Here is a 21,714-nt window from a genome sequence, read left to right as displayed (position 1 = left end):
TGGGATGAAGGGCAGCCAGGGACGGGCGGGAAACCTGGTTGCCCTTTTCCATGTCCAATGATACGCTTTTCGTGGACCTGCTCGACGGGTCGCTCACCACCATCCTTTCAAGGAGGGCGAGAAGGTTGCTGGGCAGGCTATCCAGGCTGGTTGCGGTCGTGGCCGTGGTCGCCATGTTCGGCCCGTTCCTCACCGTCCAGGCATCCGCACAGGCAGGCGCGACCCTGGAGATCGCAGCGTTCCAGGGCGGCTACGGGATCGAGTGGCTGAAGGAGATCGCCGCCCGCTTCGAGCAGGAGCACCCGGGCGTGAAGGTAGAGGTCTGGGGTAACCCGCGGGTATGGGAGCAGCTCCGTCCCCGCTTCATCTCCGGCAATCCCCCGGATCTGGTGGCTCCCGGCTGGGGCTTCGACGTTTGGTCGGCCATCTACGAGGGACAGGTGCAGCCGCTGGATGATCTGCTGGGGAGCCCGGCGGTCGGCCAGGAGGGCCGCTGGATGGACACCTTCATTCAGGACCTCTGGGCGCCCATGGCGTGGGAAGGCCACTACTACATCATGCCGCTGTTCATGAACATCTTCTCCTGGTGGTACGATGAGGCCCTCTGGCAGAAAGAAGGCTGGCAGGTCCCCGAGACCTGGGAGCAGTTCGTGGCCGTGGCGGACGCCATCAAGCAGGCTGGCTACTACCCGATCAGCGTGCAGGGCGTGGACTTCCAGTACCTGAACTACGGGCTCCTGCTGCCCACCGTGGCCCGGTTGGGCGGCATGCAGGTGCTGGAGGACGCGTTCAACCTGAAGCCGGGCGCTTGGCAGCACCCCGCCTTCGTGCAGGCGGCCCGCATCTGGCAGGACGCGGCGCGGGAGTACTTCCCGCCCGGATGGGAGGGCGCGAACCACACCGAGTCCCAGATGCTCCTGGTGCTGGACCAGACGGCCATGCTTCCCGTGGGGAGCTGGCTGCCCAGCGAGATGGCCAACGTGACGCCACCAACCACCCGGCTGCGGGCCATGACCCTCCCGTCCTTCGGGCGGCCGGACGGCGTGATGGCCCTGCCGGTGGAGAGCGATCAGCCCACCAACTTCCTGATCCCGTCCAAGGCGAAGAACCCGGAGCTGGCCGGCGAGTTCCTCAAGTTCATGACCTCGCCCGAGATGGCCCGCATCATCGTAGAGGCCACGGGAGCCCCGCTGGCCGTGCGCGGCAGCGAGGAGGCGCTCCCCTCCGAGGCCGTGCGGAGCGCGGTGGCGCTGCTGGCGAAGACCGAGGCCACCTACGACTTCCGCAACACGGTGGAGATCTGGTACCCACAGATCTGGCAGGCCATGGTGGACGCGGGCGCCGCGCTGCTGCAGGGCCAGATCAGCCCTGAGGAGTGGGCTCGCCGCCTCGAGCAGGCGGCCACCTCCGTGCGCAACGACGCCAAGATCCCCAAGCACCACCTGGCGCTGGGCACGTAGGGGACCGAGCACTCAGGAAGCGCCGTACATGAGGAAACGGCTGGCGGGCGGCCACGACGAGGCTGCCCGCCGGCCGCAGATCCGGGGGATTGCCATGCGCCCATCCCAACGGTACCTGTCCGCGGCCCTCTTCGTCCTGCCGGCCCTGACCCTGTACGTCCTCTTCGTGATCTACCCCACCCTGGACGCTTTGCGCATCAGCCTCTACCACTGGCGGGGCTTCTCCTCGCAGCGCACCTTCGCTGGCCTGGAGAACTTCGCCCGGCTCCTGGGCGACCCCATTTACTGGAAGGCACTGCTCAACAACGCCGAGATCGTCGCCCTCACCATCGCCGTCGCCCTGCCCGCTGCGCTTCTCCTTGCGGTCGCCATCAGCCGCTCGGGCGCCGGGACCCGCTTCTACAGGGTGGTGCTGCCCTTTCCCAACGCCATGGGCGACGTGGCCATCGCAACCTTGTGGATCTTCATCTACTCGCCCATCTTCGGCCTGCTGAACGGCATCCTGCGGGGAACCGGCCTGGGAGGCTGGGCCCGGGGCTGGCTGGGTTCGCCGAGCACGGCCCTCGTGGCCGTGACGGTGCCCATGATCTGGAAGTGGGTGGGCTTCTACACCCTGCTGCTCCTGGGGGGGATCTACGCGATCGACCGGGAGATCGACGACGCGGCGCGCATCGACGGGGCCAGCGAGTGGCAGCGCTTCTGGTCCATCACCTTGCCCCTGATTCGCCAGAACGTGGTGGTGGCCGTGGTGTTCATGCTCGTCCTGAGCTTCAACAGCGTCTTCGCCTTCACGGAGGTGATGACCCACGGCGGCAACCCCAACCGGGCCACGGAGACGGTGCCCTCGTATCTGGTGGAACAGGCCTTCCAGTACTCGCAGTTCGGTTATGGGAGCGCCATCGGGGTCTCCATGCTGGTGCTGATGCTGGTGGTCTCGGTCTTCGCCATTCGCCAGCTCCTGGGGGAGGGGAGGCGCGCGTGAACCCCCGCCCCACGAGCCAGGCGGGATCCGACCGTCCGGGTGAGGCCGTCGCCGCGCGCGCCGGGTCTTCCCCGGCCGGGCCCATCCTTCGGCGGCCCGCCCGCCTGCGGGTCCCGTTGGCCTTCCTCCTGGCCCAGGCCGGGTTGCTGGTGTACACGACCCTGGTGGTGGGGCCGCTCCTCTGGACCGCGCTCACGTCGCTCAAGTCGAGCCTGGAGCTCTTCCGCAACATCTGGGGGCTGCCGCAGAGCTGGCTCTGGAGCAACTACGCCAGCGCCTGGACCAACGCCCGCATCGGCTCGGGGTTCGTCAACAGCCTGCTCGTCTCAGGCGTGGCGGTTCCCGTGATCCTGCTGCTGGCCGCCATGGCCGCCTTCGCCATCACCCGCATCGACTTCCGGGGACGCCGGGCGCTCCTCACCCTGTTCGTGAGCGGGCTCATGATCCCCCAGGCGCTGGTGCTGGTGCCGCTCTTCATCCTGCTGGGGCACCTCGGCCTCCTGAACACCCGCACCGGGCTGATCCTGGTGTACGTGGCCTTCGCGTTTCCCTTCAACATCTTCCTCATGGTGCCGTTCTTCAACGCGGTGCCCCGGGCGCTGGAAGAGGCGGCGCTGGCCGACGGGGCGAGCCACGCCCAGGTCTTCTGGCGGGTGGACCTGCCCCTGGCCCGCACGGGGCTCGTCATCGCCGGCGTTTTCCAGTTCTTCGCCGACTGGGGCGAGTACGTGCTGGCCTACACCGTCCTCTCCAGCGACCGGCTGCGGACGCTGCCCCTGGCCGTCGCGGACATGGTGCTCCGCCAGCAGTACCAAACCGATTGGGGAGCCCTCTTCGCAGGCCTGATCATTGCCCTGGTCCCGGTGATCCTCATCTACGCCCTCTTCCAGCGCTGGATCAGCGAGGGGATTCTGTCGGGGTCCATCAAGGGGTAGCCCGAGGGACGGCGGGCCTTCTGCCTCGGGAGCTTTCCGACGGTTCGGCAAAAACACTCGGTGCGCGGCAGGAAAACACAGAACAGCGGAGAAATGGACAATCCATCCGTATGATATCTCGGATATCATATGCGTCTACCCGCCGCGGCGGACCGGGCGGGGACAAGCCGGCGGTCATCGACCGCCGCGAGAGCCCGGCCAAGGCCGGTGAGATGGCGGGAATCACCATGGGAACGGCAGAGGAGGCAGCAGCATGTGGCCAATAGTCCGGTGGGGGAGGGCCGTGGCAGCTTTGTCGGCTGTCATGATCCTGGTGACGGTTCTCGGCGCGTCGGCGCAGGCAGGCTACCCTGAGCGGGCCGTGACGTACATCATCGCCTTCAATCCAGGCGGGCAGTCCGACGTGGAGGCCAGGCGGCAGCAACCGTACCTGGAGAAGACGCTGGGGGTCAGCGTACAGGTCCAGTACAAGGTGGGGGGCGGCGGCTCCGTCGGTTGGGCGGAGCTAGCCCACGCCCGTCCGGACGGGTACACCATCGCCGGCATCAACATGCCCCACATCGTGCTGCAGCCCCTGCAACGGGGCGACGCCGGCTACGAGACGGACCAGCTCCGTCCCGTGGCGTGGTTCCAGAACACACCCATCGGGCTGGCGGTCTTGCGGAGCAGCCCCTTCCAGACGCTAGAGGACGTCATCGCGTATGCGAAGGAGAACCCGGGCGCCCTCACCGTAGGCGGCTCTGGGACCTTCAGCGGGCATCACCTGGCCACGACCCAGTTGGAGAAGCTCGCGGGGATCCACGTCACCTACGTTCCCTTCACCGGCGCGGCACCCCAGGTGGCGGCGTTCCTGGGTGGGCACGTGGCGGCTGCCATGGGGAACTCGGACGACCTTGTACAGCATCGCGACCGCATCCGGGTGCTGGCCATCGGATCCGAGCAGCGGTTCGAGGCGTTGCCGGACGTCCCGACCTTCCGGGAGTTGGGCTTCGAGATGACCCCCAGCATCGATCGCGGGGTGGCGGTGCCGGCTGGGACCCCGGACGAGGTGGTGCGCACCCTCGAAGAAGCGTTCCTGGAGATCGTCCGCACGCCCGAGGTGAGGAGGCAGATGGTGGAGCAGGGCTTCGCCCCGCTTGAGATGGGGGCCGACGAAGCCCAGGCGTACGTGGACCGTAGAAAGCAGGAGTACATGGAGCTGCTGCGCAACCTGGGCCAACTCTGAGCGGGTGGCGGGGGCGAGACGATGGATGCGGTGCTGGCCGGTCTGGCTAACAACTTCGCGCCGCTCAACGCGCTCCTCTTGGGGCTGGGTGTGTTGGGCGGAATCGTGGTGGGTTCTTTGCCGGGACTCACGGCCACCATGGGGCTGGCGCTCCTGGTCCCATTCACCTTCGCCATGCGGCCTGAAACAGGCCTGGTGATGCTCGGCGGGCTCTACGTGGGGGCGATGTACGGCGACGCCATCCCTGCAAGCCTCATCAACACACCCGGAACGCCTTCAGCCATCGCAACTTCCTTCGATGGCTACCCGCTCACCCGCCAGGGGAAGGCGCAGCACGCCCTGGTGGCGGCGGCCTTCAGTTCAATGGTGGGCGCGGTGGTGGGCGGGGTGGTGCTCCTCACGCTCTCGCCGCCGCTGGCCGAAGCATCACTTCGCTTTGGGCCGCCGGAGTACTTCTGGATGGCGGTCTTCGGTCTCACGATCATCGGAACGCTCGCCTCGGGCTCGATGTGGAAGGGGCTGGCGGGAGGGGCCCTGGGGCTGCTGATCAGCACGGTGGGCATCGCGCCCATCGGAGGCGACGTGCGCTTCACCTTCGGCCTGGCCTCCTTGCAGGCAGGGATCGACCTGATCGTAGCCCTCATCGGGTTCTTCTGCCTGCCGCAGGTCTTCCGCATGGTGGAAGAGCGGCACCAGCGCTACCAGGTGGCGGAGTACCGGGAGCGCCCGGGGGTAGTGGCCGAGGTGGTGGCGGAGCTGGTTGGCAAGCCTTTCCTCCTGATTCGCTCGAGCATCATCGGAACGGTGGTGGGCATCGTCCCGGGGGCCGGGGGAAACATCGCCTCGCTCATCTCGTACAACGAGGCGGCCCGATGGTCCGGGCGGCCCGAGCAGTTCGGAAAGGGGATCATCGACGGCGTGGCGGCCTCCGAGTCGGCCAACAACGCGGTGGCCCCCGGCGCCATGGTCCCGCTCCTCACCCTCGGGATTCCGGGGTCGCCCGCCTCGGCGGTGATCCTGGGTGCCCTGCTGCTGCACGGAATGCGGCCGGGGGCGGACCTCTACTCGGTCCATGCTTCGGTCACCTACACGTTCATCTGGGCCATGATCCTGGCCGGCTTCGTCACCTTCGGCCTGGGGATGGTCCTTTCTCGATACATCGCGCGGATCATCAACGTGCCCATCAACCTCCTGGTTCCCTTCATCGTCTTCCTCAGTGTAATCGGCTCCTTTGCGGTCCGGAACAACCTGCTGGACGTGGCCGTCATGCTGGGATTCGGCATCCTGGGTTACGTCACGGAGAAACTGGGCCTTCAGCCCGGTCCCATTGTCCTGGGTTTGATCCTGGGGCCCATCGCGGAGCAGGGGCTGGTCCAGTCGCTCCTCATGGGCCGGGCCACGGGATCGCTCGCGGCGGTCTTCTTCACCCGGCCGATCTCCATCGCGCTGATCCTCCTGTCGCTGGTTTCCGCAGCGTGGCCGGTGGCATCGCGCTGGGTGGCCCGAAGCCGGGGCGGCGCGGGCGAGCGGGTTGGGTCCGGGGGACCAGGGCCTGCGGGGCCTCAGAGGACCTCGGTCGCGGGCCTGGCGGTCGGGGGCTCGACTCCATCTCAAAGGGAGGAGGTTGGGCGCCAGGATGGTTGAGACAGAGCGCTGGTCAGGTTTTCTCCTCCTGGTCGTGGCTGCCGCCGCCTGGGCCGGGTCTCGAAGCTTCAGCTACCTCGGGGGCATCTTCTGCTGGGTGGCCGCCGGAACCGTTGCCTTCTTCGGGCTGGGGTTGGTCGGGAAGGGCAGCCTGAGGCCGCGGCGGGTGCCTCTTTCTGAAACGCCTGGGGGCACGTGGGGGGTGGCGACCCTGGCGGCGGGGGCGATCGCCTACGTCTGGCTCATTCCGCGCTTGGGCTTCCTCCCCGCCAGCATCCTCTTCTATGGGGTCACGGCGTGGATGCTCAGCCGGGACCGGAACGCCCGAGAGGGAGCTCTCTCCCTGGGTGCGGCGATGCTGGTCGCCGGCGTCTTCTACGCAGCTTTCCGCTATGGGTTCGAGGTCCCCCTTCCCGAGGGCGCGTGGTGGGCGGGGATGAGGCCGTGAGCGAATCCGTCGCGAAGGGGCGGCGTGAATGGGGGCCCGAGTGCGCCGGGCAACAGGCTTCGCGTCCACGCGCGCGGGAGACCGGTACGGTGTGGGTGATGCCCGATGACCTGCGGGCCTTCGTGGAACGGATGAGCGCGGGTTTCGGCGTACCGGAGGAGGGTTGCCAGGTTCTTGCCGACGTGCTGGTGTCCGCCGACGAGGCCGGCGTCCCCAGCCACGGCGTGGCGAGGCTCCCCTTCTACCTGGGACGCGTCCGCCAGGGACTCATCAACCCGAGCTCGGTGGGCATCGTGGTGGCCCGCAGCGGGGCTACGGCCCTCCTGGACGGCCTGAACGGCCTTGGGCCCGTCGTGGCAGCCCACGCCGCAGATCGGGCCTGCACCCTGGCCGAAGAGCACGGCGTCGGATGGGTGGGGGTGCGCGGCAGCAACCACTTTGGCATCGCGGCTTGGTACGCGGAGAAGATGGCGAGGCGACGTTTGATTGGGATCGCCTCCACCAACTCACCGCCGGCCATCGCTCCATGGGGCGGAAACCAGCCGATGTATGGAACCAATCCCGTCGCCTTCGCCTTCCCCACCCGAGGCGAGCCTGTGGTGGTGGACCTCTCGTCCAGCGTGACCGCGCGAGGCCGCATCCTGCAGGCGGCGCGAGACGGCCGAGCGATTCCCGAAGGCTGGGCGCTCGACCGCGAGGGGAACCAGACCACGGACCCGGCCGCAGCCCTAACGGGCTCGCTACTCCCCATGGGTGGTCCCAAGGGCGCTGCACTGGCCCTGGTCGTGGAGGTCTTCACGGCGGTCCTCACGGGCGCGACGTTCGGCGAGCCCAGCCCGCCCAACGACCCCACCTGGCCCCAGCCCTACGATACCGGCCACCTACTGATCGCCCTTGATCCTGACACGTTCGTCGGCCGGGAGAGCTTCCTGGATCGCATGGACCGTCTCCTGCAAGGGGCGCGCACGAACCTCCGCGTGAGCAAGGGCCACGACCCCGAGGTGCACGCGGGCGAGCCGCACCTTCCCGGCGAGGGTCGACGGGCTCGGCGAGAGCAGGCCCGCCGGCTGGGGATCGTGCTGGAGGGGTCCACGGTGGACGCACTCGACCACCTGGCTCAGGAGGCTGGGGTGGATCGCCTCCAGGCCTTGGCGGTGCAGGAAACGCAAGACTGTTAGCGTATGATATCTCGTATACCCAGACTCCGATGAAGGGAGGTCTTCACATGGGCAACCGGTTCCTCGTGCACGACTCCGGCGACGCGGTGGGCGTGGCCGTTGAGGCGATCGAGCCCGGGCAGCGGGCTTACGGAGTGGTCCAGGACGGCGGGCAGCGGATGGAGGTGGAGGTGGTCGAAGCGATCCCTCTGGGCCACAAGCTTGCCCTGCGGGACGTGGAGGCAGGCGCCCGGGTGGTGGAGTACGGCGTCCCCATCGGCGTGGCGACGCAGGCCATCCGGGCAGGGCAGCACGTGCACACCCACAACCTGAAGAGCGCCCGGTGGGCGTGAATACCGGACAGGGAGAAGCGCGGGCCGGTGCCCCGTACGCGGGACCGGACCTGACAGGAGGTTGTTCGAATGGCTGAGGCGTTCCTGGGCTACCGCAGGGAGAACGGCGCCGTGGGCGTCCGCAACTACGTGGCCATCATCCCCGTGGACGACATCTCCAACGCGGCGGCCGAGGGGGTGAGCCGGATCATCCAGGGCACCCTCGCCCTCCCGCACCCCTACGGGCGGCTCCAGTTCGGGGCGGACCTGGAGCTCTTCTTCCGCACCCTCATCGGCACGGGGGCCAACCCCAACGTCGCGGCGGCGGTGGTCATCGGCATCGAGCCCAACTGGACCGAGCGGGTGGCCGACGGCATCGCCCGCACGGGCAAGCCCGTGGCGGCCTTCCACATCGAGCGGTCGGGAGACCTGAAGATCGTCGAGCAGGCGGCCCGAGCGGCCAAGGAGTTCGTGCACCAGGCGTCCGAGCTGCGGCGCGAGGAGGCGCCCGTGGCGGAGCTGGTGATGAGCATCAAGTGCGGCGAGTCGGACACCACCTCGGGGCTCGCCTCCAACCCCACGGTGGGGAAGGCGGTCGAGCGCGTGGTGGCGGCGGGCGGGACCGTCCTCTTCGGCGAGACCTCGGAGCTGACGGGCGGCGAGCCGATCGTGGCCGAGCGGATCAAGGACCCCGCCGAGCGCGAGAAGTTCCAACGGATCTTCGACGAGTACCAGCGGGCGATCCTGGACCAGGACGCGGACCTCCTGGGCTCCCAGCCCACCCAGGGCAACATCGCGGGGGGACTCACCACCATCGAGGAGAAGGCGCTGGGGAACATCCAGAAGATCGGGAAGGCCCAGGTGGACGGTGTGCTGGAGATGGCCGAGGAGCCCCGGGGGCGTGGCCTCTACTTCATGAACACCTCGTCGGCGGCCGCCGAGGCCATCACCCTCTTCGCGGCCGGCGGTGCGGTGCTGCACCTCTTCCCCACGGGACAGGGGAACATCGTGGGGAACCCCATCGTCCCCGTGATCAAGCTGAGCGCCAACCCGGTCACGGTGCGCACCATGAGCGAGCACATCGACCTGGACGTCTCGGGGATCCTCACCTTGGAGGAGAGCCTGGAGCAGGCGGGCGACCGGCTGATGGACCTCGTGCTGCGGACGGCCTCGGGCCGCAGGACGGCCGCCGAGGTCCTGGGCCACCGGGAATTCGTTCTCACCAAGCTCTACCGGAGTGCGTGAATCGGGGAGGGGGACCTGACGACGGAGAGATCGCTGACGGTGCAGCGGGCTCCCAGCCTGACGGAGCAGGCGTACCATCTCCTCAGGCAGGAGATCCTGGCCCGGCGCCTGCGGGCGGGAGACCGGCTGGTGGAGCGCACGCTGGCGGAGCGGCTCCGCTTGAGCAAGACGCCGATCCGGGAGGCCATCGCCCGCCTCGAGCGGGACGGCCTGGTCGTGATCGTCCCCTCGCAGGGGGCCGTGGTGCGGCGGTTGACGCTCGCGGAGGTGAAGGACGTCCTGGAGTGCCGCCAAGCCTTGGACAGCTTCGCGGCCCGGCGGGCGGCCGAGCGGATCCAGCCTCTGGACGCGGCCGAGCTGGAACGGATCCTCGCGGAGGCCGAGCGGGAGAGGGTAGGCGGCTCGCCGGCGCAGTACCGCGAACATGACATCGGCTTTCACGCCCGGATCCGGGAGATGGCCGGCAACAGCACCCTCCTCAAGGTCATGGAGGGGCTCGAATCACAGGTCCGTCTGGTCATGAGCAGCACCACCGGCCTGCCGGGTAGGATGGAGGCATCGATGCGGGAGCACCGGGAGATCCTGAAAGCCCTGCGGGCCAGGGACCCGGAAGCAGCCGCCCGGGCAGCCTCCGACCATGTCGCCCGGATGCTCGAAGCCGTGGAGCGGTACTGGCCCGCGATCGAGCGGGGCGAGGTGTAGGGCAGCGGCCTGGGGTAGGTGGCGGACCCGTCACCAGACGACCCCTGATGAGGGGGCGGACGTGCATGCGTATCCGCAAGGTGGAAACCCGTCTGCTGGAGGCACCTTTGGCCGAACCCATGGGCGGTAGCGCCCGGCGCCCGCCCATTCGGTCGCGGCGGTTGCTGGTGGTCCGGCTCGAGACCGACGAGGGCGTGACCGGCTACGGCGAAAGCTACGGGACGCCCCGGTCGGTGAAGGCCATGGTGGAGGAGCTCTATGCCCCCTTCCTGCTGGGGGCAGATCCTCTGTCAGGAGATCCCCTGGCCCGGATGCAGCGGGAGGGGGTGGGCTACCATGGGCCCAAGGGCATGGTCTACGAGGCGCTCAGCGCGGTGGACACGGCACTCTGGGACCTGAAGGGGAAGGCCCTGAATGCAGCCCTGGCCTCGCTCCTGGGCGGCGCCATCACCGATACGGTCGACTGCTACGCTGCCAGCGTCTACCTGGGGAGCGTGGAGGAGGCCGAAAGCCAGGCGGCCCGCTTCGCCGAGACCGGCTTCCGGGCCATGAAGGTGAAGGTGGGGCAGGGACTGGAGCGCGATCGGGCGGTCTTCCGGGCGGTGCGCCGGCTCGTGGGCGAAGGGACCACCCTCATGGCCGACGTGAACGGGGTCTACGACGTGAAGACGTCGATCCGCCTCGGGCGGAGCCTGGAAGAAGACGGCCTCTACTGGCTGGAGGAGCCCGTCCCCGTGGAGGACGTGGAGGGCTACGCTCAGGTGGCCCGGGCCCTCTCCTGCTACGTGGCGGGAAGCGAGGGCGAGTACACCCGCCACGGCTTCCGGGAGCTGATCGAGCGGGGCGGGGTGGACGTGGTGCAGCCCGACGTGACCCGCTGCGGCGGGGTCACCGAGACCTGGGCCGCCGCGACCCTTGCCTCGGCCTACCACCGCCGCTTCTCGCCCCATTGCTGGAGCTCGGTCTTCGGCTTGGCCGCCTCCACCCACCTGACCGCCGCCGCCCCCACCGGCCTCACCGTGGAGTACGACGCCCACCCGAACCCCCTGAAGGACGCCCTCGTAGGCGCCCAGTTGACCCCGGTGGGCGGCCGGCTGCCGGTGCCCGCAGGACCGGGGCTGGGGGTTCAGGTGGACGAGGAGGCCTTCGAGCGGCTGACGGTCTGGGCGTCGGAGGTGTCGTGACGGGCAGGGCCTGCTGCGTTCGCTTGCTCCGCCCGCTTTCGTGGCCCCGCACGTCGGAACGGTCCCTACGCCTGCTCCCGCAGCCCCACGCCCACGTACGTCTCCGCGTTCAACTGCCTGGTGAGCCGGCTCGTCAGCACCCCAGCGGTCATGGCGCCGCTGACGTTGACCGCCGTCCGCCCCATGTCGATCAGGGGCTCGATGGAGATCAGCAGCCCGGCCAGGCCGACGGGGAGCCCCAGCACCGACAGCACCAGGATCGCCGCGAAGGTGGCCCCGCCGCCGACGCCGGCTACGCCGAAGGAGCTGATGGCCACCACGGCGATCACGGTCGCGAGGAACGAGGGCGTGAACGGGTCGATCCCCACCGTGGGGGCGATCATGACGGCCAGCATGGCCGGGTAGATGCCCGCGCACCCGTTCTGGCCGATGGAGAGCCCCAAGGATCCCGCGAAGTTGGCGATCCCCTGCGGGACGCCGAGCTCCTCGGTCTGGGCCCGCACGTTCAGCGGCAGGGTCGCGGCGCTGGACCGGGACGTGAACGCGAAGCCCAGGACCGGCAGCACCTTCCTCACGTAGGCCGCCGGGTTCAAGCCGGCCAGGGTGAGCAGGAGCAGGTGAATGCCGAACATCACCAGGAGCGCCGCGTACGAGGCCACCACGAACTTCCCGAGCTGCCAGATGGCCGCGTAGTCGCTGGTGGCTGCCACCCGGGTCATGAGGGCCAGCACGCCGTAAGGCGTCAGGCGGATGACGATCCGGACCATCCCCATGACCACGCCGTTGAGCGCCTGCACCAGCCGTTCGAAGGTCTCGGCCGCCTGGGGGTCGCGCCGTCTCACGCCCAGGTAGGCGAGCCCAACGAAGGCGGCGAAGATCACCACCGCGAGGGTGGAGCTCCGCCTGGCCCCGGTGAAGTCCAGGAACGGGTTCGCCGGGATGAGCTCGAGGATCTGCTGGGGTAGCGTCCTTCCCTCGATGGTGGCGAAGGTCTGCTCCAGGCGTGCCGCCTGAGCCAGCTCCGCGTTGCCCTGCGGGATCTGGACCGCCTGGAGGTCGAACGCCCCCGCCGAGGCGATGCCCACCGCGGCCGCGATGGCCGTGGTGCCCACCAGGACCAGGAGAATCAGCCCGCTGACCTTCCCGACGTTCTGCGTGAGCTCCATCTTGGTGAACGCTGCCACGATCGAGATGAAGACGAGCGGGATCACGATCATCTGCAGGAGCTTCACGTACCCGACCCCGACCAGGTTGAACCAGTCGATGGAGCTCTTGAGGACCTCGGATCCGGGCCCGTACACCTGGTGCAGGACGATCCCGAAGAGGATCCCGAGCCCGAGCCCCGAGAAGACGCGCGCCGAGAAGGACAGCCGCCGCACCTGCATCCAGGCAAGCCCAGCGATCAAGAGCAGAAGGATGACGACATGAACCGCCGTCGTCAGCACGGACGTGACCACCTCCCAGAGGATCTCATGCCCAATGTAAGTCATACATTCCTATCAGTCAACTACGTTTTTGGTGTGCCGGGGCTCACCGCCGACGCCAACGCCAGAGCCGGCGATGGGCCGGGCCCAGGGGCCGGACGAGGTGCCAATACCGCATGGACGGCCTGGTGCACGCTCGCTTTCCAGGAGCGGTCCGGCCGCGCACGTCGTCAGAACCTCTCGCCAGCGGGCACCTGCTCCTCCCCTCGCTCCAAGGCCCGCAGGATCTCCAAAAAGCGCTCTGCTTCCCGCAGCACGTGGTCGGCCAGAAGCGGGTCGATCACGCTCAGCACCTGGCCAGGGGCAGCCTGCCCGATGCCGGCTCCACATGGACGACCACGTCCGTCACGCCGGGGAAGGAGGCACGGACGCGCGCTTCCACCGCGTCGGCGATGGCATGGGCCCGGTCTACGTCCAGGGCGGGGTCGACCCGGATGACGGCGTCCACCTTGATGTCGTCGGGACGCCCTCGGCTGCGGATCTGGTCGCATGCGAGAACGCCCTCCACCTCCAGGACCACCTGCCGCAGCGACGCCTCGGGGAGGGCGACCGTATCGCCCAGGACGGCGAAGGCGTGGCGCAGGATCTGCCAGGCGGCGCGGCCGATGAAGCCCGCAACCACGAAGGTCATGAAGGTGTCCAGCCGGGGGTAGCCGAGGCGCGCCGCCACCAGGGTTCCCAGAACCGAAACCGAGACCAGCACGTCGCTCGCGGTGTGGGCGCTGTCGGAGATGAGGACGTCGGAACCCAGCCGCCGGCCCGCCCGGCGCTCGTAGGTGGAGACGCCGGCGTTCACCACCATCGTGACGGCCATGACGACCAGGCTGGCCACGCTCACTTCGGGGTGGAGGGGGTGCAGCACCCGCACCGCCGCCGAGCGCACGATCTCGATGAGGACGAAGACGAGCATGAAGCCGATGACCAGCGAGGCGAAGGTCTCGAACTTCTTGTGACCGTAGGGGTGCTCGGGGTCGCTGGGCTGGGCCGCCATGCTCACGCCCACCAGGCCCACCACGTTGGAGGCGCCGTCGGAGAAGGAGTGGAAGCCGTCGGCCACCATGCTGGCGCTGCGGATCCAGGAGCCTACCAGGAGCTTGGCGGACGCCACCGCCCAGTTGAGGAGAAGCACCACCCAGAGCACCCTGCGGATCGCCCGCATCTGCGCCTGGGCGCCTGTATCCCGTGCGCCGTCCATGGATCGAGCCTCCAACCTCTTCCGTACGCGGAGTAGCATGCTTCAGCAGGGCGACCGCCTGCCGCAGCACGCGCCACAGGGTCGCCGGCTCCGGTCCCTTTCGCCGGGCGGAACGGGCGACCCTGTGAAAACCGTGGTTTCGGCGCCCCTCACGCTGAGGCTCCTTCTCAGCGGAACCCCCGCTCGCCCAATCCCCGCTCGATGGCCCCGTAGGTGGCGGCGGCCGCGGCGCTCAGGAGGCGGGTGTCGCTGCCGGCCGAGACGAAGGTGAAGCCTTCCTCGATCTTGGCCAGGACGGAGGCCGAGTCGGACGCCATGTAGCCGGCGGCCACGCCGTGGGCCCGGGTCGCCCGCAGGACGCGCGCCACCGCCTCCGCGAAGGCAGGGTGGTCGTACTGCTGGAAGACCCCCAGGTTGGCGGAGAGGTCGTTGGGGCCGATGAAGACCACGTCCACGCCGGGCACCGCCGCGATGGCCTCCACCTGCTCCAGCGCCTGACGGGTCTCCACCTGGACGGCCACCAGCACGTCCTGATTCCAGCTTGCGAAGTAGGCCCGCAGGTCCGCGCCGTACCGGCTGGCCCGGGTTCCGGCCACCCCCCGGATCCCTTCGGGCGGGTACTTGGCGGCCGCGACCGCGGCGGCCGCCTCCTCCGCGGAGTTCACCAGGGGCACCAGGACCCCCAGGGCGCCCCGGTCCAACGCCTTCTTGATCAGCACCGGGTCGTTGCCTGCCACCCGCACCAGCGGCACCACCTCGGTGCCGCGCATCGCCCGCAGGAGGTTCTCGATCGTCTCGTAGTCCGTGGGGCAGTGCTCGGTGTCGACCAGGAGCCAGTCCATACCGTGGCCTGCCAGGAGCTCCGCCACCGCCGGCGAGGGGATGTTGATCCAGTTCCCCACGCTCGGGAGCCCCTGCTTCAGCCGTTCCTTCACTCGATTGCCCACGTGCGTGCGCTCCCTTCCTGGAGGACGCGACGGCCCCGGAGGCTCGGCTCGGCCGCCTCTCCGAAGCTCTCCCGTGCCTCGTGCGTGCGTTGGCCCAACACCAGGCGTCTTACGCCGTATTCGCCGCAACTCCTGCGCCGCCCGGGAGAGGCAGCCCTGCACGCTGGCTCACCGCCGCCCCAGCAGCCGGGTCGCTTCGTCCAGGAGGTCCTTTCGCCCCACAAGGGCGATGCGGTCGCCCAGGAGCAGGCGGGTGTCTCCGTTGGGCACGAGGTGCTCGCCATCGCGGGCCACCGCCAGCAGCAGCACGCCGTGGGGGATGGGGATGTGGCGGATAGGCGTCTCGTGCCATGCGGGCTCGGCCAGGCGAACCTCGGCCGCCCCCACCTCGCCGTCCGTTCCGGTGAAGAGGTGGAAAAGCTCAGGCTGGGCCACCAGGTTCTCAGCCAGCATCAGGGTCGAGAGGGCCGGCGTCACCGCCTGGATCTGATGCTCCGCCAGGCGGGCGGCCACGGCCGGGTCGCCGGCGAAGGCCACGATGGGCTCGTCGGTCCGCTCCCGCAGGTCGAGGGCCAGGCGGGCGTTCAGCTCGTCGGAATCCGACGGGAGCACCCAGGTGAGTGGCGCCCCGGCTTCGGCCCAGCTGCGGCCCTGGGCGATGAGCTCGCCGGCGGTGAGCGGGTGCTCGCCGGACTCGATGCCTTGGGCGCGTGCCTCGGCAAGCTGCACGGGCCGGGTGTCCACCACCCGCACCCGGAGCCCTCGCGCGCCCAGCCGCTGAGCCAGCACCTGGCATGCCCGGCCGGCGCCCGCGATCACCACGTGCCGGGGCACGTCACGGGCCCGGGGTGCCCAGTGGTCGAAGAGGAGGGGCGAGATGAGGCTCGAGATCACGGCCACCAGGATCAGGGCGGCGTGGAGCGCGATGCCGATCTGCCCGATGCTCAGCGCCACGTCGGCCACGGCCACCACCAGGCTGAGCCCGGGGGCCAGGAGGAAGCCGCTGGCCAGGCGGTGGGGCACAGGTCCCGCCAGGCTCAGCTGCGCCGCCAGGAGCTTGATGCCGTAGAGGCCCAGCAACATGAGCCCCGCCAGCACCAGCGTGTCGGGCCGGCCCAGCACCGCGCCCACCTCCAGACGAACCCCGACCATGATGAAGAAAAGAGGGATGAAGAAGCCGAAGCCGATCGCGTCCAGCTTGGAGCGCAGATCCTCCGCCTCGCCCCTCTCCAGCAGGGAGACGAGCGCGCCGGCCAGGAAGGCCCCCAGGATCACCTCGGCCCCCAGCCCCTCGGCCAGGGCCACGAAAACGAAGATGATCATGAAGCTGCCCCGCACCCCGAGCTGGGACGTGGCATGGCCCAGCTCCCCGAGCCAGCCGCCGCGCGGCACCACGGCGCGGGCGAGGCGGTAGAGGAGGAAGAAGGCCAGGAAGAGGACGGAGATCAGGAGGACATGGGCCACGTTCCCGCCGGTGAGGAGGGCCACCACGCCTGCCAGGAGGAGCATGGTGCCGAAGTCGGCCACAAGGGCCGCGAGCAGCAGCTGCTGCCCGAAGTCCGACCCCGACAGGCCCCGTTCCTTCAAGATCGGCAGCACCACGCCCAGCGAGGTGGTGGCCATGGCCAGCGCGGCCACCCACGGATTGCGGACGAGCCCCATGGCGGCGAAGCCGAGCGCGGCCCCGGCCGAGAGGAGCAGGGTGAGGCCGTAGAAACATAGAGGCGCCCGGAAGCTGCGGGTCGCGCGCCCGGCCTCCCGCGCGCGCATCAGCGCACCGAAGTCGACCTCGAGCCCCGAGAGGAACATGAGGTAGGTGAGGCCCAGGGTGGCCAGGAAGTCGAGCCAGCGGTCCGGCGTGACCCACCCCAGCACCGACGGGCCCGCCAGCACGCCCGCCAGGATCTCGCCCACCACCAGCGGGATCTTCAGCCGGCGGGACCGGGCCGTGAGCAGGGGTACCACGAACGCGATCAGCGTGACCAGGAGCAGGTTCGTGAAGGGGAAGGGCGTCTCGATGGCGGGGACCTCCCCGGAGCGTCTCTTGAGGAAAGGATGCGCTCGCTAGGATACACTGCCGCGCGGTTCGGGGCAAGGGATTCCACCCGGGAGATCGGGCCCGGCCGCCGGCTCGCCGGCATCAGGACCCGACCCGTAAGCGAGATCGAAACCACTTTCACAGTCATAGTAGCGCAAAGACTCAACCTTGACGCCTTTTGCGACCGAGTGCTACCATAGAACGCAGGAAATGTACGTTCATCCGGTACACTCCAACCACCACGCCACGGGGGGGTCCAGGTGAGCAGCACACGTCTTGGCTTGGGCGACGGGTTTCACGACGGCAACGTGTCCGCAGGTACGACGCCTTCACCGGCTGGCAAGGGACTCATGAACCGCGACCCGGACGTGACCCGGCGCACCGTCCTCAAGTGGGCGGGCTCGGGGGCCTTGGCGGTCGCGGCGGCTCCGTACGTCTTCGTGCCCCGGGTTCGCGCCCAGGGCCGGCAGACCCTGCGCATCATCCAGTGGAGCCACTTCGTTCCCGCCTACGACGTCTGGTTCGACCAGTACGCCCAGGAGTGGGGCAAGCAGAACAACGTCCAGGTCACCGTGGACCATATCGCGTTCTCAGACCTGGTGCCCCGGGCCAACGCAGAGGTTGCGGCCCAGGAGGGCCACGACCTCTTCATGTTCATCTCGCCACCGGCGGCCTTCGAGCCCCACGTGCTCGACATGGCCGACGTGGTCCAGGAGGTGGAGCGCCGGCACGGGCCCATCCTGGACCTGGCCAAGCGGAGCACCTACAACCCCGTCACGGAGAAGTGGTTCGGCTTCTCCGACAACTACGTGCCTGACCCCGGCGACTACCTGAAGAGCATCTGGAGCGGCATCGGCATGCCCGACGGCCCCAAGACGTGGGAGGACCTCTTGAACGGCGGCAAGGCCATCCGGCAGAAATACCCGCAGGTCCAGATCCCGGTGGGCATCGGCCTCTCCCAGGACATCGACTCCAACATGGCGAGCCGGGCGCTGCTCTGGTCGTACGGGGCCTCGGTGCAGGACGAGAACGAGCGGGTGGTGCTCAACTCCGATGCCACCCTCCAGGCCGTGGAGTTCATGGCCACGCTTTACAGGGAGGCCATGAGCCCGGCGGTGCTCAGCTGGAACGCGTCGTCCAACAACCAGGCGTTCAACGCTAGCCAGACCGCCTACATCGTCAACTCCATCTCGGCCTACCGCACCGCGCAGGACAACGGCCTGCCTGTGGCGGACGATACCTTCTTCGTCGAGCCCCTCAAGGGCCCGACCGGCCTCCAGTGGGCCAGCGAGCACGTGATGGGCGCCTACTTCATCTGGCAGTTCGCCAAGAGCCCCGACCTGGCCAAGAAGTTCCTCGTGGACCTGGTGGACAACTACCGGGACGCGGTGATGGCGAGCAAGCTCTACAACTTCCCGTCCTTCCCGGGCTCGGTGGCCGAGAAGGGCGTGCCGCTCGCAGAACGGCAGGCGGCGGGCCAGGAATGGATGGTCCAGGTCACCGGGAACGACCCCTTCGGCTCCAATCCTCCGAACAAGCTGGCCGCCCTCAAGAACGCCCTCCAGTGGTCCACCAACGTGGGGCATCCCGGGCCGGCCAACCCCGCCATCGGCGAGGTCTTCGACAGCTTCGTCCTACCCGACATGTTCGCCAAGGTGGCCACGGGGGCGTTGACCGCGAAAGAGGCCGTGGCCGAAGCGGAAGCCCGGGTGAAGGAGATCTTCGCCAGGTGGCGTGAGCGGGGCCTGGTGGCCTGACGGCCGCACGGATCGCGGGGCCCGGGCCGGGAGACGGCTCGGGCCCCGATTCCGATCGCAGTCCGTAAGGGCAGGAGGCGCAGCGGTGGCACGGGTCGAGACGAAGAACCTGAAGAAGCACTTCGACGGAGTCCGGGCCGTGGACGGGGTCGATCTCTCCATCGAGGACGGGGAGCTGCTGGTGCTCTTGGGCCCGTCGGGTTGCGGCAAGACCACGCTCATGCGCATGGTGGCAGGGCTCGAGCACCCCACCGAGGGCGAGATCTACATCGGCGGCCTTCTGGCCGATGCGAGCGTGCCGCCCCGGGAGCGGGGCGTGGCCATGGTCTTCCAGAGCTACGCCCTCTACCCGCACAAGCGGGCCTTCGACAACATCGCCTTCCCGCTCCAGTCGGTGCGGATGGCGGCCGAGCGGATCCAGCAGAAGGTGGTCGAAGGGGCCAGGATGTTCGGCATCGGGCACCTCCTGCAGCGCTTCCCCCGGGAGCTCTCGGGCGGCGAGCGGCAGCGGGTGGCCCTCTCGCGGGCGGTGGTGCGCGACCCCGAGGTCTTCCTCCTCGACGAGCCGCTCTCCAACCTGGACGCCAAGCTGCGGGCCACGGCCCGGGACGAGCTGAAGCAGTTCCAGCGCCAGCTGGGCACCACCACCATCTACGTAACCCACGACCAGGTGGAGGCTATGGGGCTGGGCGACCGCATCGCCGTCATGAACCAAGGCCAGGTGCGGCAGGTAGGCACGCCCAGGGAGGTCTACTCGGACCCGGCCGACACCTTCGTGGCTACCTTCGTGGGCTCACCGCCCATGAACCTGCTGGACCTGGACGCGGGAACGATCCTGGGCTTCCGGCCTGAGAGCTTCCTGCCCGTGGACGCGTACGGCGAGGGGCGGGCGCTGCGCCGCTTCGGTTTCCGGGTACGCCGCGTGGAGTATCTTGGCTCAGACCGGCTCATCTACGGCCACCTGGAAGAGGGGGCTCCCCGGGCCGCCCGGGAGGCGTCCATCATCGCCAAGCTCCCCTTCACTGTGCCGGCGGCCTTGCGGGAAGGCGAGCGGTACGACTTCGGCGTGCCCGAGGAGGAGCTGCGCTTCTTCGACCGGGCCACGGGACTGAGGCGATCTCATGGGCGTCAGTAGGGAGCTGCCAGGGGAGGCCGTCGGCGGGGTAGCCCGGCGCGGAGGCCTGCGCCTGGCCGATCGGGCCGAGTGGCTGGGAACCCTCATGCTCACCCCGGCCTTGCTTTATGTCATCGTGCTGGTGGGGATACCCTTCGTGCTGGCGCTGGTGCTCTCCCTGAGCCAGGCCAGCGCGGGAAGCCTTTCCTTCTCGTTCGTGGGGCTGAAGAACTTCGCCCGGGTTATCCACGACCCCATCTTCCGCCGGGCGCTCAGCAACACGTTGCTTTTCACGGTGGTGTCGCAGCTCCTGGTGGTGATCCTGGCCACCACCCTGGCCCTGGTGCTGAACAGCGAGTTCCGAGGGAAGCGCCTGGTGCGCTTCCTCATCCTCATGCCGTGGGCGGCGCCCATCGCCCTGGCCTCCATGGCGTGGACCTGGATCTTCGACTCCACCTTCAGTGTCATCAACTGGACCTTGCGGGCGGTGGGGCTCATGGGCCCCGGCCAGTGGTTCTACTGGTTCGGCGACCCTACCCTGGCCACGATCGCCATCGTCACCGTCCACGTCTGGCGCATGCTCCCCTTCGCCACGGTGGTGCTCCTCGCAGGGATGACCTCGCTTCCCAAGGACGTGGAGGAGGCGGCGGTGGTGGACGGAGCCGGCTTCTGGCGGCGCCTCTTCCACGTGGATGTGCCCCTCCTGCTGCCAGTGGTGACGGTGGCCGTGCTCTTCGGCGTGGTCTTCACCGCCACGGACCTGGGCGTGGTCTACCTGCTCACCCGAGGCGGGCCCTACAACACCACCCACGTGCTGGCAAGCTACGCCTTCCAGCAGGGCATCCTGGGGGCGGACCTGGGGCAGGGGGCGGCCATCGCCGTCTTCCTCTTCCCGCTGCTGGTGCTGGTGGCCATCGGTATGCTCCGCGTGGCCCGGGGATCGGAGGTGGGGCAGTCGTGATGGGGGTAGCGACGCAGGCGGTCCGCCCGCTGTCTCGCCGGCGAAGCCGCCAGGCGAAGCGGGTCGCACAGCGGGTGGGGATCTACGCCCTGGTGGTGGGCTTCACCCTGTTCGCGGTGATGCCCTTCTACTGGATGCTCCTCACCGCCTTCAAGCAGAACCGGGACCTCTACGTGGGCGCCACGGTCCCCGACCACATCCCATGGATCTTCAACGCCCCGCCGACCCTGGAGCACCTGCGCCTGCTCTTCCAGAACACGCCGTACCTCCAGTGGCTCGGGAACACCTTCCTGGTGGGAGGCGTGGTGGTGGCTATCACCCTCCTGGCGGCGGTGCCCGCCGGCTACAGCCTGGCGCGGCTCGTGGGGCGGTGGGGCGAGCGGTTGGGCATCGGGGTCTTCCTGACCTACCTGATCCCGCCCACGCTGCTCTTCATCCCCTTCGCCCGCCTCATCTCCGTGCTGGGGCTGCAGAACTCGCTCTGGGCGCTGATCCTCATCTACCCGACCTTCACCATCCCCTTCACCACCTGGCTGATGATGGGCTTCTTCCGCTCCATTCCCCGGGACATCGAGGAGCAGGCCATGATCGACGGGCAGAGCCGGCTGGGCGCCATCGTGAGGGTGGTCATGCCCCTTTCGGTGCCGGGCGTCCTCACGGTGGTGATCTTCGCCTTCACCCTGGTGATGCAGGAGTTCGTCTACGCCCTCACCTTCATCAGCTCGGTGGGGAAGATGACCGTGAGCCTGGGCGTGCCGGTGGCCCTGGTACGGGGGGACGTCTACTACTGGGGGTCGCTCATGGCGGCCGCCCTCATCACCAGCCTCCCCCTGACCTTCCTGTACAACGCCTTCCTGGACCGCTTCGTGGTGGGCTTCACGGCCGGGGCGGTGAAGGGCTGATC

Annotated in this window: 20 protein-coding genes; 15 read left to right on the top strand and 5 right to left on the bottom strand. The window is 68.9% G+C overall.

Features of this window, described 5'->3' with window-relative positions; all coding sequences use genetic code 11:
• Positions 1-50 precede the first annotated feature (50 nt).
• The 11 genes from LIP_RS09320 to LIP_RS09270 all read left to right on the top strand — a co-directional run bounded on the left by LIP_RS09320 (position 51) and on the right by LIP_RS09270 (position 11,314).
• A complete protein-coding gene (locus LIP_RS09320) occupies positions 51-1,460 on the top strand; it encodes an extracellular solute-binding protein (protein ID WP_082726092.1) in 1,410 nt (469 codons plus the stop codon).
• Positions 1,461-1,488: 28 nt separating this feature from the next.
• The gene (locus LIP_RS09315) at positions 1,489-2,442 is read left to right on the top strand and encodes a carbohydrate ABC transporter permease (protein WP_068137242.1); all 954 of its coding nucleotides are present in this window, start codon (positions 1,489-1,491) and stop codon (positions 2,440-2,442) included.
• On the top strand, positions 2,439-3,377 hold the full coding sequence (locus LIP_RS09310) for a carbohydrate ABC transporter permease (protein WP_068137238.1): 939 nt from the start codon (positions 2,439-2,441) through the stop codon (positions 3,375-3,377). The genes LIP_RS09315 and LIP_RS09310 overlap by 4 nt, the downstream gene beginning before the upstream one ends.
• A 253-nt stretch (positions 3,378-3,630) precedes the next feature.
• On the top strand, positions 3,631-4,602 hold the full coding sequence (locus LIP_RS09305) for a Bug family tripartite tricarboxylate transporter substrate binding protein (RefSeq protein WP_068137236.1): 972 nt from the start codon (positions 3,631-3,633) through the stop codon (positions 4,600-4,602).
• Between the two features lie 21 nt (positions 4,603-4,623).
• Positions 4,624-6,246 carry a tripartite tricarboxylate transporter permease gene (locus LIP_RS09300; RefSeq protein ID WP_082726091.1) on the top strand — a complete coding sequence of 541 codons (1,623 nt, stop codon included), beginning with the start codon at positions 4,624-4,626 and terminating at the stop codon, positions 6,244-6,246.
• Positions 6,239-6,694, top strand: a complete 456-nt coding sequence (locus tag LIP_RS09295) for a tripartite tricarboxylate transporter TctB family protein (protein ID WP_068137234.1) — start codon at positions 6,239-6,241, stop codon at positions 6,692-6,694. Before LIP_RS09300 ends, LIP_RS09295 begins: the two co-directional genes overlap by 8 nt.
• A 98-nt stretch (positions 6,695-6,792) precedes the next feature.
• Entirely contained in the window at positions 6,793-7,872 is a 1,080-nt protein-coding gene (locus tag LIP_RS09290; protein ID WP_231699415.1) for an Ldh family oxidoreductase, read from the top strand.
• 47 nt (positions 7,873-7,919) lie between these two features.
• Positions 7,920-8,204 (top strand): UxaA family hydrolase, encoded by a 285-nt coding sequence (locus tag LIP_RS09285; protein ID WP_068137227.1) that lies wholly within the window; start codon positions 7,920-7,922, stop codon positions 8,202-8,204.
• Between the two features lie 69 nt (positions 8,205-8,273).
• Positions 8,274-9,428, top strand: coding sequence for a UxaA family hydrolase (locus LIP_RS09280; RefSeq protein ID WP_068137224.1), 1,155 nt, complete (start codon positions 8,274-8,276; stop codon positions 9,426-9,428).
• 39 nt (positions 9,429-9,467) lie between these two features.
• The gene (locus tag LIP_RS09275; protein ID WP_068137222.1) at positions 9,468-10,130 is read left to right on the top strand and encodes a GntR family transcriptional regulator; all 663 of its coding nucleotides are present in this window, start codon (positions 9,468-9,470) and stop codon (positions 10,128-10,130) included.
• Between the two features lie 65 nt (positions 10,131-10,195).
• The gene (locus LIP_RS09270) at positions 10,196-11,314 is read left to right on the top strand and encodes a mandelate racemase/muconate lactonizing enzyme family protein (RefSeq protein WP_068137219.1); all 1,119 of its coding nucleotides are present in this window, start codon (positions 10,196-10,198) and stop codon (positions 11,312-11,314) included.
• Between the two features lie 65 nt (positions 11,315-11,379).
• Here the strand turns inward: LIP_RS09270 and LIP_RS09265 are convergent, their stop codons facing one another.
• From LIP_RS09265 to LIP_RS09250, 5 genes are all read right to left on the bottom strand, one after another.
• Positions 11,380-12,804, bottom strand: a complete 1,425-nt coding sequence (locus LIP_RS09265) for an L-cystine transporter (protein ID WP_068137216.1) — start codon at positions 12,802-12,804, stop codon at positions 11,380-11,382.
• A gap of 164 nt (positions 12,805-12,968) precedes the next feature.
• On the bottom strand, positions 12,969-13,091 hold the full coding sequence (locus tag LIP_RS18520; RefSeq protein ID WP_144440411.1) for a DUF2935 domain-containing protein: 123 nt from the start codon (positions 13,089-13,091) through the stop codon (positions 12,969-12,971).
• Entirely contained in the window at positions 13,085-13,993 is a 909-nt protein-coding gene (locus LIP_RS09260; protein ID WP_068137212.1) for a cation diffusion facilitator family transporter, read from the bottom strand. The genes LIP_RS18520 and LIP_RS09260 overlap by 7 nt, the downstream gene beginning before the upstream one ends.
• Positions 13,994-14,160: 167 nt before the next feature.
• A complete protein-coding gene (locus LIP_RS09255) occupies positions 14,161-14,940 on the bottom strand; it encodes an HpcH/HpaI aldolase family protein (protein WP_158509610.1) in 780 nt (259 codons plus the stop codon).
• Between the two features lie 168 nt (positions 14,941-15,108).
• Complete coding sequence (locus tag LIP_RS09250) at positions 15,109-16,905, bottom strand: cation:proton antiporter domain-containing protein (protein WP_068137205.1); 1,797 nt, start codon at positions 16,903-16,905, stop codon at positions 15,109-15,111.
• Positions 16,906-17,238: 333 nt separating this feature from the next.
• Here LIP_RS09250 and LIP_RS09245 point away from each other — a divergent pair, with 333 nt between their 5' ends.
• The 4 genes from LIP_RS09245 to LIP_RS09230 all read left to right on the top strand — a co-directional run bounded on the left by LIP_RS09245 (position 17,239) and on the right by LIP_RS09230 (position 21,712).
• Positions 17,239-18,735 (top strand): ABC transporter substrate-binding protein, encoded by a 1,497-nt coding sequence (locus tag LIP_RS09245; protein WP_198409480.1) that lies wholly within the window; start codon positions 17,239-17,241, stop codon positions 18,733-18,735.
• 85 nt (positions 18,736-18,820) lie between these two features.
• Positions 18,821-19,870, top strand: a complete 1,050-nt coding sequence (locus LIP_RS09240; protein WP_068137200.1) for an ABC transporter ATP-binding protein — start codon at positions 18,821-18,823, stop codon at positions 19,868-19,870.
• Positions 19,857-20,810, top strand: a complete 954-nt coding sequence (locus LIP_RS09235) for a carbohydrate ABC transporter permease (RefSeq protein WP_068137197.1) — start codon at positions 19,857-19,859, stop codon at positions 20,808-20,810. Before LIP_RS09240 ends, LIP_RS09235 begins: the two co-directional genes overlap by 14 nt.
• Complete coding sequence (locus LIP_RS09230; protein WP_082726617.1) at positions 20,810-21,712, top strand: carbohydrate ABC transporter permease; 903 nt, start codon at positions 20,810-20,812, stop codon at positions 21,710-21,712. Before LIP_RS09235 ends, LIP_RS09230 begins: the two co-directional genes overlap by 1 nt.
• Positions 21,713-21,714 lie beyond the last annotated feature (2 nt).

Source organism: Limnochorda pilosa (assembly GCF_001544015.1).
Lineage (GTDB): Bacteria > Bacillota > Limnochordia > Limnochordales > Limnochordaceae > Limnochorda > Limnochorda pilosa.
Note: the sequence above shows the minus strand (reverse complement) of the source record. Positions and strands in the feature narration are given on the sequence as shown.

What these genes read in the sequence shown, in the direction of transcription:
- LIP_RS09320 (WP_082726092.1), top strand. Translation starts at nt 51, where the DNA reads ATGTCCAATGATACGCTTTTCGTGGACCTGCTCGACGGGTCGCTCACC.
- LIP_RS09315 (WP_068137242.1), top strand. Translation starts at nt 1,489, where the DNA reads ATGAGGAAACGGCTGGCGGGCGGCCACGACGAGGCTGCCCGCCGGCCG.
- LIP_RS09305 (WP_068137236.1), top strand. Translation starts at nt 3,631, where the DNA reads ATGTGGCCAATAGTCCGGTGGGGGAGGGCCGTGGCAGCTTTGTCGGCT.
- LIP_RS09300 (WP_082726091.1), top strand. Translation starts at nt 4,624, where the DNA reads ATGGATGCGGTGCTGGCCGGTCTGGCTAACAACTTCGCGCCGCTCAAC.
- LIP_RS09295 (WP_068137234.1), top strand. Translation starts at nt 6,239, where the DNA reads ATGGTTGAGACAGAGCGCTGGTCAGGTTTTCTCCTCCTGGTCGTGGCT.
- LIP_RS09290 (WP_231699415.1), top strand. Translation starts at nt 6,793, where the DNA reads ATGCCCGATGACCTGCGGGCCTTCGTGGAACGGATGAGCGCGGGTTTC.
- LIP_RS09285 (WP_068137227.1), top strand. Translation starts at nt 7,920, where the DNA reads ATGGGCAACCGGTTCCTCGTGCACGACTCCGGCGACGCGGTGGGCGTG.
- LIP_RS09280 (WP_068137224.1), top strand. Translation starts at nt 8,274, where the DNA reads ATGGCTGAGGCGTTCCTGGGCTACCGCAGGGAGAACGGCGCCGTGGGC.
- LIP_RS09270 (WP_068137219.1), top strand. Translation starts at nt 10,196, where the DNA reads ATGCGTATCCGCAAGGTGGAAACCCGTCTGCTGGAGGCACCTTTGGCC.
- LIP_RS09265 (WP_068137216.1), bottom strand. Translation starts at nt 12,804, where the DNA reads ATGACTTACATTGGGCATGAGATCCTCTGGGAGGTGGTCACGTCCGTG.
- LIP_RS09260 (WP_068137212.1), bottom strand. Translation starts at nt 13,993, where the DNA reads ATGGACGGCGCACGGGATACAGGCGCCCAGGCGCAGATGCGGGCGATC.
- LIP_RS09235 (WP_068137197.1), top strand. Translation starts at nt 19,857, where the DNA reads ATGGGCGTCAGTAGGGAGCTGCCAGGGGAGGCCGTCGGCGGGGTAGCC.
- LIP_RS09230 (WP_082726617.1), top strand. Translation starts at nt 20,810, where the DNA reads ATGGGGGTAGCGACGCAGGCGGTCCGCCCGCTGTCTCGCCGGCGAAGC.